This window comes from Ensifer sp. GW821-FHT05G01 (assembly GCF_059419585.1).
Genome location: NZ_JBWKSC010000008.1, coordinates 158,395 through 173,945, shown reverse-complemented (window position 1 = coordinate 173,945; position 15,551 = coordinate 158,395). Strand labels below are relative to the sequence as shown.

Sequence of the window (15,551 nt, the reverse complement as noted above, 5' to 3'; positions counted from 1 at the left end):
ACCGGATCAGGCAGCCAAACCTTGAGTAGATGACGGGTCGAAACGCTCGCAGGCAACCCGGATTTCTCGCATCAGCATTGCATCTGGATACTCGCACATCACGCCGCCTTCATCGCCAATCGCACCCATCATGGGAATGATCTGGAAGGCGTCGTCGTCGAACGGATAGACCGGCTGCAGCGAGAAAACACGCCCGGGGAATTCGCCGGCAAGATAAGCCTTGAAGCGCTCGGCACTGTTCACGATCGCCTCGATCTTGTGTTCAGGCGGGACGATAACGAATTCGTTGACTGCTCGGGCGCTCATCTCAATACCTCGCAACAAATGAGAACATAGCAGGAACAAAACACAAGCCTGGCGCGAAGTCGAGTCGGTATTTGCTGCCCCCTGCCCTTTCCCAAAATCACGCGCGACTTTGCCGACCGTTCTCACTCAATCGTACATCTCGTCATTGCGTCGTACATTTTGTACTTGACCTGATATCGTACATAACGTACGTTTGATCATCAGCAAGGCGCTGACTGAGAGGACGAAGGAAATGGCGATGGTCACCCGATACAGCATCCAAGACGAGGTTGGCCGGTTCCTGACTCGCATGGGCTTCTTCGCCTACGACACAGCCGATGCCGCCGAGTTCCGGGACGAAGAGGACGCCTACTTAGAGGCGGTCGCTTACCCCGGCTGCACGGTCGAGACCTACCAGCGCGTCGCCAACCGTCCCGATTCCACCGTTGCAACCTCGAACCACGAGAGGGCCGCCGCATGACCTTCGACGCGAACATTCTCAAGCGTCTCGCCTACTTCCTGTCCAACACCGACATGTCGGAACTGGTCGAGGCCGGCATCATCAACGAAGGCGACAATGACCGCTGGAGGCGTTTCAACAACGACTTCGACGTGTTCGTCATCAAGCTGTCCGAGGACCGTCGCGAGAAGCTCGCCGACCTGATCAACGACCGCCTCGGCTTCCGCTCCACCCAGCAGCTCGCGGTTCGCGAGTTCGCTCCGGTGATCGGAGCCGCGCTGTGACGCGTCCTGTCTCCTACGCCTGCGACCCGGCAGCCCGGTATTGCGAGTGCGGGCACTGCGCCCTCCCGCAGACGCGCAACATCGACCTGGACGATCTCGTGACGTTGAACCGTCCGACTTTCGCCCTCTCCGCCCTCCTGATCCTGATTGCCGGCATCCTCGCGATTTACGCGATTGGCGCTTGGCAGACGGAACGGGTTCACACCGACGTCATCAAGGGAAGGACCGTCTGACATGACGCAGCAGGACAACATTTGGACTTGGTGGCAGAACGCACTGGCTGGCAACGTCGGCCCGATGCACGAAGGCGAGCCCCAGCAGGGCTATTACCGCACGCGCTTCAAAGGTGGCCAGTGGGAGCCGGTAGCTATCTGGCTCGACGAGGGCGGCGCATGGCTGGCGATGCGTGGCGAGCGCATGGTCGACGCTGCGGACGCTTGGAACTTCTGCCGCACGCATCCTGTTAGCTACGAAGCGTATCAGAAGGCGATCGAGGGTGCCGGTTGGGACGACGAGCCGCCGGCACCTGCCATGGGCCACAACCTGCCTTCCGATCCGTTCGAAGCGTTGAAGCTCGAATATCAGGCAGAGGCTGAGCAAGCGGCCGCCTTCATGAAAACCCCTATCACGACGCAGGACCAGGCCGATAAGGCCGCGATCTGGGCAAAGCGCCTGACCGCGATCAAAACGAAGGCAGAGAGCCTGCACAAGGTCGAGAAACAGCCCCACCTCGATGGCGGCCGTGCGGTCGATGACAAGTGGCGCGACCTGAAGAGCGATCCGGACACACTTGCAAAGAAGCTCAAGGCCCACGTCACGCCGTTCCTCAGGGAGCAAGAGCGACTTGAAAACGAGCGCCTGCAGCGCGAACGCGCCGAAGCCGAGCGGAAGCGCCGTGAAGCCGAAGAGCTGGCCGCTCAGGCAGACGTGAGTGACACCGACGCGCAAGTCGAGGCAGAGCGTCTCCAGCGCGAAGCCAACGAACAGGACCAAGCCGCAAAGGCTACGAAAACGCAGGCAGGCCGCACCGGCGCCCGCGTATCCCTTCGGACGTTCGTCTCCGCCCTGATCACCGATTACGACAAGGCTCTGAAGGCCTTGGGCAACCACCCCGAAATGAAAGCGCTCGTCGAGACGCTCGCCAACCGCGCAATCCGTGCCGGCGTCGAGCTCGACGGTGTTCAACGCTTCGAAGAGCAGAGGGCCGCCTGATGACCGACACAAACACCATTTCGCTCGCCGTCGCTGCCGTCAAGTTCAAGTGGCAGAAGGACGAGAAGACCTACGACTACTTCATCCCCGAGGGCCTCGTTGTCAATGTCGGCGACAAGGTCGTCGTCGAGACGGCCCGCGGTGAAACCACCGTCGAGGTCATGGCCATCAAGGCCGAATCCGAAATGGCGCAGAAGAAGATCGTCCGCGTCGTCGAGCCGGAAGCCGAAGGAGAGAAGGCATGAACAGTCATGTCCCAACCCTCACCGGCGGCGGTAATGTCCTCGCCATCGTGCCACAGACCTTCGAAGAGACCATGCGGATCTCGCGAGCAGTGGTCGCCTCTGGCCTCGCTCCGGCGGCGCTGATCAGCAAACTTGAAGGCGATGATGCAGCGGCTGCGGTCGCGGTCGCTATCATGTCTGGCGCCGAGCTTGGCCTCAAGCCAATGGTCAGCCTTCGCAGCTTCACCGTCATCAACGGAAAGCCGGCGCTCTACGGTGACGGCCTGATCAACGTCGTCCGCATGTCGGGCAAGGTCGCGTATCTGCGCACCGGCTGCGAAGAGCGCAGCGGAAAGATGGTTGGCTTTTGTGAAGCCAAGCGTCTCGACACGGGAGAAGATAAGCGCGTCGAGTTCAGCCAGGATGACGCCGTTCGCGCTGGCCTTTGGCCGTCGAGCCCGACGGTTCGACGGAAGGTCTGGGAGAACAACCAGCAAGTCTGGAAGGACGTTCCAAACGACACGCCGTGGGCTCGTTTTCCGCAGCGCATGCTTGCGTGGCGCGCCGCCGGCTACTGCCTGCGCGAACTGTTCGGCGACGTCCTCGGCGGTATCCGAGACGAGTTCGAGGTCCGCGAGATCGACGAAGTCGAGACCATGCGCGACATCACGCCCGAAAAGCCGGCGATGCCGCCGAAGCCCCCGGCACCTCCTGCCCCGCCAACCAAGGCCGCCGAGACGGTCGAAGCCGCTCCGGCTGTCGAGCCAACCGATGCTGCCTTCGACCTCGGCGACTTCCTCGAGCAGATCGAAACCGGCCTCGCCGGCGCCAAGGACGACACCGACGTCGAGGAGATCTGGACCGACTTCGACGCGCCGGCGGTGCTCGAAACGAACGGCCACGCCGACATGATCGATACGGCCTTCGCTATCCGCGACCGTCGGCTCGCGCAGCTTGCGCCGTTGAACGGGGGCTGATCATGGGCCGCGCGCTTCTGGTTTTGGCGAACGAAACGTTCCGCCGAAAGGCAATCGACTGGATCATGCGTGCGCCAGTCGACACGCGCGTCGAGTTCAAGGGACCGAAGCGCACGACACCGCAGAACGATCGCATGTGGGCGATGCTCACCGACCTGTCGCTGCAGCTTGCCTGGCACGGCCAGCAACTCACCCCCGAGGACTGGAAACTAGTCATGCTGGACGCGCTGCGCCGCGAGAAACACGACCAGCTTCGCCTCGTGCCGAACACCGACGGGACCGGCTTTGTCCCGCTCGGCACGTCTTCATCCGACCTCTCCAAGGAAGAGATGACCGATCTCATCGAGATCATCTTCGCCTTTGGAGCCCGTCACCACGTCATTTGGTCTGAACCGAAATCGAAGGCAGCAGCATGAACGAGAAGCTTCTCCATATCCTTCAGCACTCCCTTGGCGCCGACGAATACGGACGTGGCGGCGGCTATCGCAACCACTTCGTCACAGGAGAAGGCAGCAAGGACCATGCGGACTGCATGGCGCTTGTCAGTGCCGGCCTCATGACGGTGCGATCGGGGAACGCCTTGAGCGGCGGGGACGATGTCTTCTCGGTGACCGACGCTGGCAAAGCCGCCGTTACCGAACACAGCCCCCAGCCGCCGAAGCTCACGAAGGGCCAGCAGCGATATCAGGACTATCTCGATGCGGATTGCTCGATGACCTTCATTGAGTACCTCAAGTATCGCGATGCCCGAGACAGGAGGGCCGCATGAACCGGAACGACGCACGCGCCGCTTTCGCGGCTACCGGCCTGAGGTATGCGGATCTTGGTCGCGACGATCTGCGGGCCCTCCGCAACGCCATCGACAAGGAAGTGAAGGCGTCGGGCCTCATCGAGGGGTACCGGTCCGACCGGGCGATTAGGATGGTCGATTGGCCAACGGGCTGGGCCGCGATCACTTGCCGCGCCTACTATTTCGAGAAGCGCGAGGCGGTGACCTTCAACCCGAATGGCTTCATCGGGTTCGCGGGCTGGTCTGACGACAAGAACGTCGTACCGATCATCGCCGGCTTCCTGAAGTGGCTCGACGCCCTCGTTGAACGCCGGAGGATTGCAGCATGACCGATCGCCCTATTCTTTTCTCAGCCCCGATGGTGCGCGCCCTCCTCGCAGGCACCAAGACGCAGACGCGGCGCATCATCAAGCCGCAGCCGGTCAGGCCTTATCTCGACAACGGCGACTGGTGGGATGAGACCGCACCGGGCACGGCGACGCCTATGGTTCTCAAGGCTCAGGATGGCGATCGGCTCTGGGTACGCGAGACATGGCAGGGATTGTCTTTCGGCGACTACCTGCCAACCAAGAGCAGCCAATGCGAGGTTCGATACGCGGCCACCGATCCTTGTGCTGATCTGGACGCGGAAGCGCGCGGATACCCTTGGCGCCCGTCGATCTTCATGCCTCGCTGGGCTTCTCGCCTGACGCTGATCGTCACCGACGTTCGCGTCGAGCGGCTGCAGGACATCAGCGAGGCCGACGCCGTTGCCGAAGGCGTGGAAGTGGCCTGCACCGATCCAGATTGGGCCGGCTATCGCGACTATGGCAACGACAAGGTCATGAACCCGACAGCCAAGGGCAGCTATCGCACGCTCTGGGACAGCATCAACGGCGCTGGCGCCTGGGCAGTGAACCCATGGGTTGCCGCCTACACCTTCCGCGTCATCAAGCAGAACATCGATCAGATTGAAAGGGAGGCGGCGTAATGGCATCCCGCATCGCAAATTTCATCCGCCCCGACCCGACGCCGAAGCGCAAGCCGACGAAGAGCAAAGACTATCTCGCGTTCATCCACGAACTCCCCTGCTGCGTGACCGGTCGATATGGCGTCGAAGCTGCGCACCTGTCCTTCGCCTCGCCGCGGTACGGACACTATGGCCGCGGCAAGGGCAGCAAGGTTTCCGACCGCTGGGCGTTGCCCCTGCACCAGGCCGAGCACCGACGCCAGCACGGCATGAACGAGGAGCGGTTCTGGTCGTCGATCGGGATCGACCCGCACCTTCTGGCGCTCGTCATCCACGGCATCTGGTCAGACCTCGGCGACGACGCCGTTGCGTTCGCGACCGCGATCATCAACCAGACGCTGGCAGATGCTGGCGCGCTTCGATCGAGGGACGAGGCATGAGCCCACTAGATCAATCAAGCAATCCGCTCTTGCTCAGCAGCGAACAGGCAGCCAAGGCCTTGAACGTCTCCACCAAGACCTTGCGCGAATTCGTGAAGGCTGGCGATATAGCCTTTGTGCCGAGGGGAAGAGGCACCACCAAGCCCCGCCTCGGATTTCACATGGACGATATCAACGACTTCATAAAGAGCCGGAGAGACCGCGCGTGTCCGTCTACAAGCATGCCAAAAGTCCGTTCTACCAATACGACTTCCAAATCGACGGTCGTCGCTTTCTCGGATCTACAAAGGCTCGGAATAAGCAAAAAGCCCAAGAGGTAGAACGGAAACTGAAGGCGCAGGCCCAGAAAGATCTGGCGGACGAAGCGCGGACGGGCAACGTCCCCTTGACCATCGACCTCGCCGCCGGCCGGTACTACACCGAGGTCGGGCAGTACCACGCCTGCAGCGCCGACACTTATCGAGCGCTGGAACGGCTTGTAAGCTTCTTCGGGAAAGATAAGCGCCTGTCCGACATCACCGACGGGAATGTCACCGCTCTCACCACCTGGCGGCGGCAGCAGAAGCGGTGGGGCAAGAAGGAATACAAAGACAAGCGAGAGATGCCGACCGTATCGCCGGCCACCGTCAATCGTGACACGACCGCGGTTCTCAAGAAACTATTCACGCGTGCGAAGCTCACCTGGAAATATCATTTCCCGTCCGAACCCAATTGGAAGACCCACTGGCTGAAAGAGGCCGATGAAAGGGTGCGCGAGCTCCACTTGGAGGAAGGTCATAAGCTGGACGAGGCAGTCAGGGCCGACTACGAGCCATGGCTAGAGTTTGCCCGCATCACCGGTCTAAGGCGCCGAGAAACCCTGATCAAATGGTCCGAAGTGAACTGGTTCGCAAAGCGCATCACCAAGATGGGCAAAGGAAGCCGCAAGGTTACGACACCGATCACGCCTGAAGTTTGGGCCATCCTCGAGCCATTAAAGGGCCACCACGGCGAATGGGTTTTCACCTACGTGGCCAAACGCAACAGCAAGGGAAAGACCAAGGGCCAACGCTATCCAATCACATATTCCGGATCGAAGTCCGAATGGCAGCGGACCCGCAAGCGTTCCGGGATCGAGGATTTCCGCTTTCACGACATCCGCCATGATGTCGCGACGAAGGTCCTTCGGGCGACTGGCAACCTCAAGCTAACGCAGAAGGTGCTGAACCACGCGAGCATGAAGACTACGGCTCGTTACGCACACGTGCTGGACGAAGAAGTTGCGGACGCATTGGAGAAGGTCGCAAAGTCCCGGAAAAAGTCCCGGACCAGCGGAACAGATGTCGCGTAACTCTCTGTAAAATAAGCCAGAAATCGGAAAGCGCATCCATTCCTTCTAAGCAGGTTGTCGCAGGTTCGAATCCTGCAGGGGTCGCCACCTACCTCCATGGCATGACACATTTTTTCTGGACCTGGTTGGTTTGGCGACAATGGTCATCCCTGTGCGGTGCCGAACACGTCGCAAAATTCGGCATTGGCGATTTTTGGGCGTTTCACACCGCACCAACTTCGTAGCTACACCTGCTTGGCACCATGTTGCATCCACCCCAACCGCCAATCTGAGTGTCGGCCGTCGCCTATGGCGATACCCTTCCAGCTCTACGAAACGGGCCGGCATTTACATCGAAGATTTTTTCGGATGGCGGCAACTGTACGCCACAAGCAATCATTGTTGCGGCGAGAAGAGCAGCTATAAATGGCGGCGCGTGATGCCACTGGGAGGCTTCGTCAATGTCGAAAGTGTTCGAGGTTCTGAGGCGGCTGGATGATGCGAAAGTCCATTATTTTATCGGCAGATATCGTCCCAATACGATAGATATCACGGCTACAGTGGTCGGTGAGCGTGTTGAGATTTCGATCTTTGAGGACGGCCATGTTGAAGTGTCCCGGTTCGTGGGCAACGAGGACGTGTTAGATGAAGAGGTATTGGACGAAATCCTGAAAGAGGAACGGTGACGGCTTTGGAGCCGAAGCCGACAAGAGCCTGGCCCGTCGTCGCAAACTGCGCCGACCGCGAGGCACGCTTCGGCGGGCTCCCGAGAATCACCCGAACAGTCCCGGAAAAATCCCGTACAGGTTCCCGGTAGATTTGCTGAGGCGCGCTGCGCAATCAGTTCAAGAGCCGTTAGTCGCCTCGGCGCTCCGGCAGAGTGGCCGTCCGAGACTGGTTGGGCGTCGACTACAACGCACAAGACCGTCGACCTTGCATCACCATTGCCGGCTCTCGGCTGGAGGTAGATCGCAACTCTCGTTTGCTGGTGCTGAACGATCGGGCGCTCAGGGAACTGAAGGTGGATGTGCGATCCCCTGATAGTAATCGCCTTCACCACCCCCCATGTACTCGTTCGTGTAGCGTTCCCGTTCGTCACCCAAGGTCAGCGCCGGGGGACGATAGTAACCGTATGCACCGTAGAGCGGCACCGGCTCCACGTACACACTGCCCATCGGCATGGGATCAACATAGACGCCGCCGGGTACCGGCTCATAATAGTCGTTCTCGGCAAAAGCCGGCACCGTGGTCCCAGCAAGGGTGATGACAAATGCGACCCATGACATCTTCGTGGAAATTTTCATGGCGTTGCTCCCATCTCCGGCGGGTTTTCAGCCCCGCCTTACGAGATACAAGCAGCCTCTGCCCGCGGGCTTACGCTGCCTGGCAAGAGTAACGCCTGATCGCTGAAACCGTTCCACAAATCAGTGCGGTTCAATGTGGCAAATTTGATGCTCTTTTGCCTTGGTCCCAGCGGCTGGCTGGGCGCCCGAGCAGCCCGCGGAAGCCCTGATCGAGTTGGCGCATAACAATTGGCTCGCAGCTGACGCCGACGTCTCAGTTTCAAGGCCAAAGCCGCGCAATGATTCCATGCGCTGCAGCGGTCGTCGGCGCCTGAAGGAACGCGTGGCGATGCCCGGCTTGAGGGGGCAACAAGCCTTCCGAAGCTCAACGCGGCACCGCCGGCTCAGCCGTCCGGCGAGCGCCCAGCGCCTGGAGCGAGCCTGGCACCATCTCAATTCGGTTGCAATTGGTCGGGTACAACTGGGTCCATAGACTGTTTCCCCTTCAGAGAAAGGACCTTTCATGACCTCAAGATTGCGTGTCGGCGTGCTCTTCGGCGGCCAATCCTCAGAGCATGACGTTTCCATTCTTTCGGCGCGTAACGTTGTGAAGGCCATAGACCCGAACACATACGAGGTCGTGCCGATCCTCATCGACCGGACCGGTCAATGGCTGTTGATAGAAACGGTACAAGGCACCCTGCCCGCCGCCATCGCCTATTCGGGCACCAAGGTCTGCCTGGTTCCCGGCGGGCGCGGTCGCCTGCTCGCATTCGACGCGCCTGCGCAGGCTGCTCATCCGTCGGCAATCGATATCCTGTTTCCCGTCCTGCACGGATTGCATGGCGAGGATGGGTCGATGCAGGGTCTCGCGCAGGCTTGCAACATTCCATTGGTCGGCTGCGGCATCCTGGGATCGGCGAACGCCATCGACAAGGACATGACCAAGCGACTGCTGCGCGAAGCGGGACTGCCGGTTGCCCGCTCTGTCACCCGCAAGCCCGACCAACGCCCAGACTATGAGGACATAGCGGCCGCGCTCGGACAGACGGTGTTTGTCAAACCTGCGCGGCAGGGGTCGTCTGTCGGGGTCAGCAAAGCGCGCTCGGCCGAAGAATTGCGACACGCGCTCGACGAAGGCTTCAAGTTCGACACCAAGGTACTGATCGAGGAGTTCGTAAAGGCTCGGGAAATCGAGTGTGCCGTGCTCGAAAGGCCGGACGGAGCCTTGATGGTTTCCGTTCCGGGCGAGATCGCAGCCAATGCCAGCCACGGTTTTTACACCTACGAGGCAAAATACATCGACGAAGATGGCGCCGCAATCAGCGTGCCGGCAGTTTTGCCAGATGAGGTCACGCAACGCTTGCAGGATATGGCCGAAAAAGCGTTCATCGCGCTTGGCTGCGAAGGGCTCGCTCGCGTCGACTTTTTTGTTCGTGCCGATATGAGCGCGGTGATCAACGAGGTCAACACCATGCCGGGCTTTACCGATATCAGCATGTACCCGAAGGCGATGGCCGCAAGCGGCATCCCCTATCCAGAGCTTGTCGGCCTGTTGATCGAGCACGGATTGGCGAGAGCCAAAGCGGCTCACTAGCCATTTTCAGGCTTCAGCATCGCGTGGCGTAACGCTTCGCGCTCATGGCCAAAATCCGAAAACGCGACCATTTTTCGCGACCGCTACTTCCCGTAGCAAAAATATTCGGCTAGGACGGTTGCGCAGCAAACCATGCTGTCTTTCCTGGAGTTCTGCTTTGCCTTTGTAAACCCCGGTCTCGCTTGTTTCACCACGCACACCCGATAGCGATCATCGCTGTCGGATCGCATTTCAATGCGTTCGTCGAGGTGACGGTTCGAGACCGGAATGGCATTGCCGACCTGTCGCTGCATGAAACTTCGTGCGGATCGAACCATCACCAAAACGCTGCCAGACCGCGTCCCCTGAACGGGTGCTCAAACCGTCGTCTTGATGGACTTCCAATCGGAAGAACCAGACGACATGTCTCACACATTCCTGGTCCAATGGACCATCACGCCGACAATCGCGCCACGTCCCTGGCTCGCCTGCAATCGCTGCCGAACGACGCGGCCATTCGAGACGAGCGGCAAGGCGCGCCTCAATGCCAATGGCCGGCGGTTGGACGCCTGGCTGATCTATCGCTGCAGCAGTTGCGACAGCACCTGGAACCGTCCCATCTTCGAGCGGCGACATGTCGGCGATGTCGACCAGGCGACGCTGCACGCGCTCCAGAACAACGATGACGGCTGGATCGAGAAGGTCGCCTTCGATATCGACGGATTGCGCCGGAATGCGGGGCGTGTCGAAGAATTCGCCGAGGTCCGTTTGCAAAAGACGATTCTGAAGGCGGCAGTCGAACCAGCCCTGCACCTGGAGATCGCTCTCAACCTGGAAATGAAAACAATGCTCAGAACGGAGAGGTTGCTTTCGATGGAACTCGGCCTGTCACGCAAACGGATCGCCATGCTTGAACAGACCGGGCGCATATCCACGACACCATCGGGCAAGAACGCGTTGCGACGGCCAGTGAAGGACGAAATGCGCGTCACCATCGATCTCGCAAGCGAATCTGATCGCAATGCGATCCTCAGCCGCGCTGGACCTTAGCCAGGGATTGCGTGAGGCGTCGGCGGTGGTCTGGGCGTGAATGGTGCGGATGTCCCCACCGCGAAGACGGCTCCGAAGCCATCGGAGCCTTCCTTCCCCCTGCAGCGCCGCGCGCCTTCTCAGGCGCGCAAAGGTCGCTGTCGCATTTTGAGTTGCTGCATGTTTTTATCCGTAAACCGGCTACGACTTAAGGAAACACGCAGCAGTTCTCCTCAGAACTTCACGCCGATGCCGACCGTGAATTGATGCTGGTCGAGGTCGACATTGACGCCGCCGATGTCCTTGTCGCCATAGTCGTTGTATCGGTACTCGGCCCGGCCAAACAGGCTGTCGGTGAAGGCGTAGTCGACGCCGGCGCCGATCGTCCAACCATTGAAGGTTTCCTTTTCCTTGGAAGCCCCCGGCACGTCGACGAAGCCGCGCGTAATCGCCCAGCCGCCCGTCGCATAGAGCAACGCCTTGTCGTTGACAGTGTAGCCGAGACGGCCGCGGACGGAGCCGGACACATCGGTTCCAACCTCCGGAGCAGCGCCGAAGATATCGAAGGTCTTGTCATTCCAATTGTAGCTGACATCGCCCTCGATCCCGTAGACCCAGTCGCCTTGCTGATAGTTGAAGCCCGCAAATGCGCCGAGAAGACCGCCGTTGAAATCCTGCGAAGCGCTTGCACCTGCAGCGCTGAAATCGCCATTGAGCCAACCGCCGCCACCTTGCAGACCGACATAACCGCCGGTCCACACGAAGGTGGGCGCGGCTTCCACCAGCGGCGCAGGTTCGAGGTTTTCGGTCAGATCAGCAGCCGACGCAGCCGGCGCAAAAGCGGCAGCGGCAAAGATTGCAACAAGCACATGCCTGATCATCACAGATGCTCCTGTTGGTCCGATAGAAAGATTACCAACATATGTAGGGCGCGTCTGCCGAAAAGGCTCGCGACAGGGCGAGAATAATAAGATGCGCTGCCAAATCAAATCATCGGATCAGCCGGGCGGGATGAGATCAGGGCTTTGATGCGATCGATCAATTGCCGCCGATTCGAGCGCTTTCCAGCCGGTCGCCTGGCTTGATGCCCAGCCGCTTGACGGTGCCGGCGTTGAGTTCCAGCACGAACGCCACCGGCTCGCGCGAATCGATGATCGCCTCGGAGAATGGCACCGCATTCTCATGGACCGTGCGAACGACACCTCTCTTGTCGGCAAACAGCATGTCGAGTGCCAGATGAGTGTTTTTCATCCACATCATGACACGGCGCGTTTCACCGAAATCAAACAGCATTCCGTGATCGGGCGCCATCGAGCGGCGAAACATCAGCCCCTGCTCCCGCTGATCCGCGTCGATGGCGAGTTCGACCGTCAGCTCGTGGCTCTTGCTGTCGGCTGTCACCAGCCGCATCCTTTCGGTCGTGAACGTAACGTCCGCAAGGGCGGCAACGGCACACAATACGAGCGACAAAAAAAGCGCCATGGCGGCGCTTCTTGCAGAAAAGGTTCGAACCGTCGTCATTAGTGCGAGCGGCTCGTCGGCGTTGGGCCATCTGGGTGGATCTCGGCCGCCATCAAACCCTTTTCACCGTCGCCGAAGCGCACCAGAACCACCTGTCCGGGGCGCAGCTCCGTCAGGCCGAAACGACGAAGCGTTTCCATGTGAACGAAGATATCCTCCGTACCTTCACCGCGCGTCAGGAAGCCGAAGCCTTTGGTTCGGTTGAACCACTTGACCAGCACGCGCTCAAGACCGCTCGTCGGTGTGACCTGCACGTGAGTCCTGATCGGCGGCAACTGCGAAGGATGAATGGCAGTCGACTGATCCATCGAGAGAATCCGGAAGGCCTGATAGCCACGGTCGCGCTTCTGGATGAGCGCCACGACCCGGGCACCTTCCAGCACCGTCTGATAGCCGTCGCGCCTGAGGCAGGTCACGTGCACCAGCACGTCTTGCATGCCGTTGTCAGGCACGATGAAGCCGAAGCCCTTGGCGACATCGAACCATTTGATCACGCCGGTGATTTCGACGAGGTCGAGGGCGTCGCTGCCAAAGTCGTCATCCTGCATGACGTCTTTTGAAGATGTCCTATCCGCCATTCTCTCCCAGCCCCTCGTTTACGCGCGACTACTGACTACGGTTAACTGATTCTTATTGACCAGAATAACATCGTCCCGCCGCTTATGCGCAAGACCCTCGGCGTATTTTGGCCCAGGTCAAATGTAGGGACGCAGCCTTGCCTCTGGCTTGCTGGCAGATAAGTATACGCCATCTTCTTCGAAACAGGGACATTGCAATGCGTTATCTGCACACGATGGTTCGCGTCAAAAATCTGGACGAGGCCTTGAAATTCTACTGCACGCTCTTCGGCCTCAGCGAAATCCGCCGCTATGAGAACGAAAAGGGCCGGTTTACGCTCGTCTTCCTGGCCGCTCCCGGCGATCTGGACCGGGCAAAGGGCGAATTGTCCCCCTGCCTCGAACTCACCTACAATTGGGATAGCGAGGATTATACAGGCGGGCGCAACTTCGGTCACCTGGCTTATGAGGTGGACGACATTTACGGCTTTTGCCAGCATCTGATGGACAACGGCGTGACCATCAACCGCCCACCGCGCGACGGACACATGGCCTTCGTGCGCTCGCCCGATGGCATTTCGATCGAGATCCTGCAGAAGGGTGACAACCTGCCGGCGCAGGAGCCCTGGGCCTCCATGGCCAATACCGGCGCCTGGTAAGCCTCGCACAATTCTAGCCGCCGATGATTGATGTCTGCAGCCGGCATTTCTGGCTTCGCACAGTCGAGTCGCGGATCCCAGGAAATGATGAATGATCCGAGGCCCGGCACCGACACCGGGCCTTCGCATGCTGGGCGCATGTGGGCTCAAGGTTAGCGCCAGTTTACAAATCACGTATCGTTCAGTAACTTTCCGCGCGAAACGTTGATACGGGGTCCTATCCGCGATGTCTCGTGGCGATGCCCCCTTGACTGTATTTGGCCTAATCCTTCCCGCAGCGATCCGTTTGGGCCGCTGCGCGAAATTCGTGTTTGTTTGTTCTGAGCGATGTTTCGGAACTGAGACTTAATGCATGGCCAAGGTGACGATCTCACCGATCATGCACGGAGAGCGGGGATAGGACGTTGCAACATCGGGAAACCAAGAGGGCGCTGCTGTCGTCCATCAGCCGCGCGGCCGCGATATCCGTTTCGCTGTTTGCCCTAAGCGGGTGCGTCTCTGCTGTGGCCGATAGCGAAGCGGCAAATGCACTGGCGGTCGAACAAACGCAGGAACCGGTGCAGGTCGCCGATTCGACCCAGGCTGGCGTTGCGGTTCGCGACGCGCAGGTGTCGGCCGTCGGCAGCAATCCGCAGCCAGCGCAAGGCAATGGCGCCCTCGCGCCAGGGCAAGACACCGCGCAGCAGGGCGGACCGCTGGCCATGCAGAGCACGGGCTTGCGCGCAGCCTCCTCCAGCATCTACGGCCAGGCTCCGACAGCAGCTGGTGCGCAGGCGGCAACGGTGGGTGTACAGCCGCAAGCAACTGGCTCGATTCCGGCGACAGGCACCGCCCAGCCGACCGTCAACGCGACGACGAACAGTCTTTTCGGCACCAGCCCGAAGCAGCTACAGCCACAAACACAGCCCCAACCCCAACCAATCATCCAGCCACAGCAGGGCGCCCTGAACGAAACCGACGCTACGCCTTCCGATACGGCCGTGATGGCTTATGCCGCCCCGGAAGGAGCCACCCTTCCCGCGTCGGTACCGCTACCTTTGAGCGCGCAGGCCGCCATCGGCGGCAAGACGTCGCGCGTGCTGCAGCCGGTGCAAGCCGCAGAGCAGGTACAGCCGGCAACCGACCTGGCTCAGGCCGCGACGATAGCGTCAGACAACGAGGCCAGCGAAAGCGGTAAGAAGGAGGTTCCCAAGGCCTGGACGCTTGCGAGCCTCTTCGCCGGGAAGCGCAAAGAAAAGCAGCAGCAGGAGACGGCGCGCGCAGCCCAGCCGGCCGAAAAAAAGACCATCACCACGAGCAATGCCAGCCAACCGCAGATGGCCTCGCTTGCCTACACCAGCCTGCCTGGCGTCAAGATGAGCCCGCTGTTCAGCGTCGCGCATGAAGACCATGCCGCTGATGAAGAGGACGCTCCGGTTCAGGTCGCATCGCTTTCCGGCCTTGCTCGGCTGGCGCCAAGTGGCCTTATTCTGCAGACCGAAAAGGTTGATGCGGGCTGTTTCAAGCCCGAGCTGATGCAGATGTTGAAAAACGTCGAAACGCATTACGGCAAGAAAGTCATGGTGACGTCGGGCCTGCGCCCGATCAAGGTCAACCGCGCCAAGCAATCGCTGCATACGCGCTGCGAAGCGGCCGACATTCAGGTCCAGGGCGTCAGCAAATGGGAATTGGCCGATTTCCTGCGCAGCATTCCTGGACGCGGCGGTGTCGGCACCTACTGTCACACGGAATCGGTCCATATCGACATTGGCGCCCAGCGCGACTGGAACTGGCGCTGCCGCCGCGGCAAGGGCTGAACGCAAGCCTTTGTTTCCATGAGCTAATCCACAGGCGCACTGTATTTTCCCCAACCTGTGCATTTTTTACAGAAAAATGAAAATTGCCGCTTGCGGTAATCAAAACGCCTGACTATAAGACGCCCACACAGCAAGTGCGCCCTTCGTCTATCGGTTAGGACACCAGATTTTCATTCTGGGAAGAGGGGTTCGACTCCCCT

23 protein-coding genes are annotated in these 15,551 nt (G+C 60.1%); 18 read left to right on the top strand and 5 right to left on the bottom strand.

The window, feature by feature from the left end:
- Window positions 1–6: 6 nt before the first annotated feature.
- Window positions 7–432: a hypothetical protein gene (locus AC07UR_RS20295; RefSeq protein WP_494700134.1), complete on the bottom strand. Its 426-nt coding sequence runs from the start codon at window positions 430–432 to the stop codon at window positions 7–9.
- Window positions 433–544: 112 nt separating this feature from the next.
- Between AC07UR_RS20295 and AC07UR_RS20290 the strand changes: the two genes are divergently transcribed.
- The 14 genes from AC07UR_RS20290 to AC07UR_RS20225 all read left to right on the top strand — a co-directional run bounded on the left by AC07UR_RS20290 (window position 545) and on the right by AC07UR_RS20225 (window position 7,616).
- Entirely contained in the window at window positions 545–766 is a 222-nt protein-coding gene (locus tag AC07UR_RS20290) for a hypothetical protein (protein ID WP_494700133.1), read from the top strand.
- Window positions 763–1,029, top strand: a complete 267-nt coding sequence (locus tag AC07UR_RS20285; protein ID WP_494700132.1) for a hypothetical protein — start codon at window positions 763–765, stop codon at window positions 1,027–1,029. Before AC07UR_RS20290 ends, AC07UR_RS20285 begins: the two co-directional genes overlap by 4 nt.
- The gene (locus AC07UR_RS20280; RefSeq protein ID WP_494700131.1) at window positions 1,026–1,262 is read left to right on the top strand and encodes a hypothetical protein; all 237 of its coding nucleotides are present in this window, start codon (window positions 1,026–1,028) and stop codon (window positions 1,260–1,262) included. The genes AC07UR_RS20285 and AC07UR_RS20280 overlap by 4 nt, the downstream gene beginning before the upstream one ends.
- Window position 1,263: 1 nt before the next feature.
- Window positions 1,264–2,241 (top strand): hypothetical protein, encoded by a 978-nt coding sequence (locus AC07UR_RS20275; protein ID WP_494700130.1) that lies wholly within the window; start codon window positions 1,264–1,266, stop codon window positions 2,239–2,241.
- Complete coding sequence (locus tag AC07UR_RS20270; protein WP_494700129.1) at window positions 2,241–2,486, top strand: primosomal protein N' family DNA-binding protein; 246 nt, start codon at window positions 2,241–2,243, stop codon at window positions 2,484–2,486. The genes AC07UR_RS20275 and AC07UR_RS20270 overlap by 1 nt, the downstream gene beginning before the upstream one ends.
- Window positions 2,483–3,442 (top strand): recombinase family protein, encoded by a 960-nt coding sequence (locus tag AC07UR_RS20265; RefSeq protein ID WP_494700128.1) that lies wholly within the window; start codon window positions 2,483–2,485, stop codon window positions 3,440–3,442. The genes AC07UR_RS20270 and AC07UR_RS20265 overlap by 4 nt, the downstream gene beginning before the upstream one ends.
- A 2-nt stretch (window positions 3,443–3,444) precedes the next feature.
- Window positions 3,445–3,858 (top strand): recombination protein NinB, encoded by a 414-nt coding sequence (locus tag AC07UR_RS20260; RefSeq protein WP_090427085.1) that lies wholly within the window; start codon window positions 3,445–3,447, stop codon window positions 3,856–3,858.
- A complete protein-coding gene (locus AC07UR_RS20255) occupies window positions 3,855–4,211 on the top strand; it encodes a hypothetical protein (protein ID WP_494700127.1) in 357 nt (118 codons plus the stop codon). The genes AC07UR_RS20260 and AC07UR_RS20255 overlap by 4 nt, the downstream gene beginning before the upstream one ends.
- On the top strand, window positions 4,208–4,561 hold the full coding sequence (locus AC07UR_RS20250) for a hypothetical protein (RefSeq protein WP_494700126.1): 354 nt from the start codon (window positions 4,208–4,210) through the stop codon (window positions 4,559–4,561). Before AC07UR_RS20255 ends, AC07UR_RS20250 begins: the two co-directional genes overlap by 4 nt.
- A complete protein-coding gene (locus tag AC07UR_RS20245; protein WP_494700125.1) occupies window positions 4,558–5,202 on the top strand; it encodes a hypothetical protein in 645 nt (214 codons plus the stop codon). The genes AC07UR_RS20250 and AC07UR_RS20245 overlap by 4 nt, the downstream gene beginning before the upstream one ends.
- Entirely contained in the window at window positions 5,202–5,621 is a 420-nt protein-coding gene (locus AC07UR_RS20240) for a DUF968 domain-containing protein (protein ID WP_494700124.1), read from the top strand. The genes AC07UR_RS20245 and AC07UR_RS20240 overlap by 1 nt, the downstream gene beginning before the upstream one ends.
- Window positions 5,618–5,941 carry a helix-turn-helix domain-containing protein gene (locus AC07UR_RS20235; RefSeq protein ID WP_494700123.1) on the top strand — a complete coding sequence of 108 codons (324 nt, stop codon included), beginning with the start codon at window positions 5,618–5,620 and terminating at the stop codon, window positions 5,939–5,941. Before AC07UR_RS20240 ends, AC07UR_RS20235 begins: the two co-directional genes overlap by 4 nt.
- Window positions 5,827–6,951, top strand: a complete 1,125-nt coding sequence (locus AC07UR_RS20230; protein WP_494700122.1) for a tyrosine-type recombinase/integrase — start codon at window positions 5,827–5,829, stop codon at window positions 6,949–6,951. Before AC07UR_RS20235 ends, AC07UR_RS20230 begins: the two co-directional genes overlap by 115 nt.
- Before the next feature lie 440 nt (window positions 6,952–7,391).
- Window positions 7,392–7,616 carry a hypothetical protein gene (locus AC07UR_RS20225; protein WP_209792337.1) on the top strand — a complete coding sequence of 75 codons (225 nt, stop codon included), beginning with the start codon at window positions 7,392–7,394 and terminating at the stop codon, window positions 7,614–7,616.
- Between the two features lie 321 nt (window positions 7,617–7,937).
- Here the strand turns inward: AC07UR_RS20225 and AC07UR_RS20220 are convergent, their stop codons facing one another.
- The gene (locus AC07UR_RS20220; protein WP_176354769.1) at window positions 7,938–8,234 is read right to left on the bottom strand and encodes a hypothetical protein; all 297 of its coding nucleotides are present in this window, start codon (window positions 8,232–8,234) and stop codon (window positions 7,938–7,940) included.
- Window positions 8,235–8,736: 502 nt separating this feature from the next.
- Here AC07UR_RS20220 and AC07UR_RS20215 point away from each other — a divergent pair.
- Together AC07UR_RS20215 and AC07UR_RS20210 are read left to right on the top strand one after the other, a co-directional pair.
- Window positions 8,737–9,810, top strand: coding sequence for a D-alanine--D-alanine ligase family protein (locus AC07UR_RS20215; protein ID WP_209792335.1), 1,074 nt, complete (start codon window positions 8,737–8,739; stop codon window positions 9,808–9,810).
- A 402-nt stretch (window positions 9,811–10,212) separates the two neighbouring features.
- A complete protein-coding gene (locus AC07UR_RS20210; RefSeq protein WP_209792334.1) occupies window positions 10,213–10,839 on the top strand; it encodes a DUF1062 domain-containing protein in 627 nt (208 codons plus the stop codon).
- 212 nt (window positions 10,840–11,051) lie between these two features.
- Here the strand turns inward: AC07UR_RS20210 and AC07UR_RS20205 are convergent, their stop codons facing one another.
- From AC07UR_RS20205 to AC07UR_RS20195, 3 genes are all read right to left on the bottom strand, one after another.
- Window positions 11,052–11,699, bottom strand: a complete 648-nt coding sequence (locus AC07UR_RS20205; protein ID WP_173419907.1) for an outer membrane protein — start codon at window positions 11,697–11,699, stop codon at window positions 11,052–11,054.
- Window positions 11,700–11,856: 157 nt separating this feature from the next.
- Window positions 11,857–12,339: a DUF192 domain-containing protein gene (locus tag AC07UR_RS20200; protein WP_209792333.1), complete on the bottom strand. Its 483-nt coding sequence runs from the start codon at window positions 12,337–12,339 to the stop codon at window positions 11,857–11,859.
- Window positions 12,339–12,917, bottom strand: coding sequence for a cold-shock protein (locus AC07UR_RS20195; RefSeq protein ID WP_077498237.1), 579 nt, complete (start codon window positions 12,915–12,917; stop codon window positions 12,339–12,341). Before AC07UR_RS20195 ends, AC07UR_RS20200 begins: the two co-directional genes overlap by 1 nt.
- A 197-nt stretch (window positions 12,918–13,114) precedes the next feature.
- Between AC07UR_RS20195 and AC07UR_RS20190 the strand changes: the two genes are divergently transcribed.
- On the top strand, window positions 13,115–13,555 hold the full coding sequence (locus tag AC07UR_RS20190; RefSeq protein WP_077498238.1) for a VOC family protein: 441 nt from the start codon (window positions 13,115–13,117) through the stop codon (window positions 13,553–13,555).
- A gap of 404 nt (window positions 13,556–13,959) precedes the next feature.
- Window positions 13,960–15,351 (top strand): YcbK family protein, encoded by a 1,392-nt coding sequence (locus AC07UR_RS20185; RefSeq protein WP_209792332.1) that lies wholly within the window; start codon window positions 13,960–13,962, stop codon window positions 15,349–15,351.
- The last annotated feature ends 200 nt before the right edge of the window (window positions 15,352–15,551 follow it).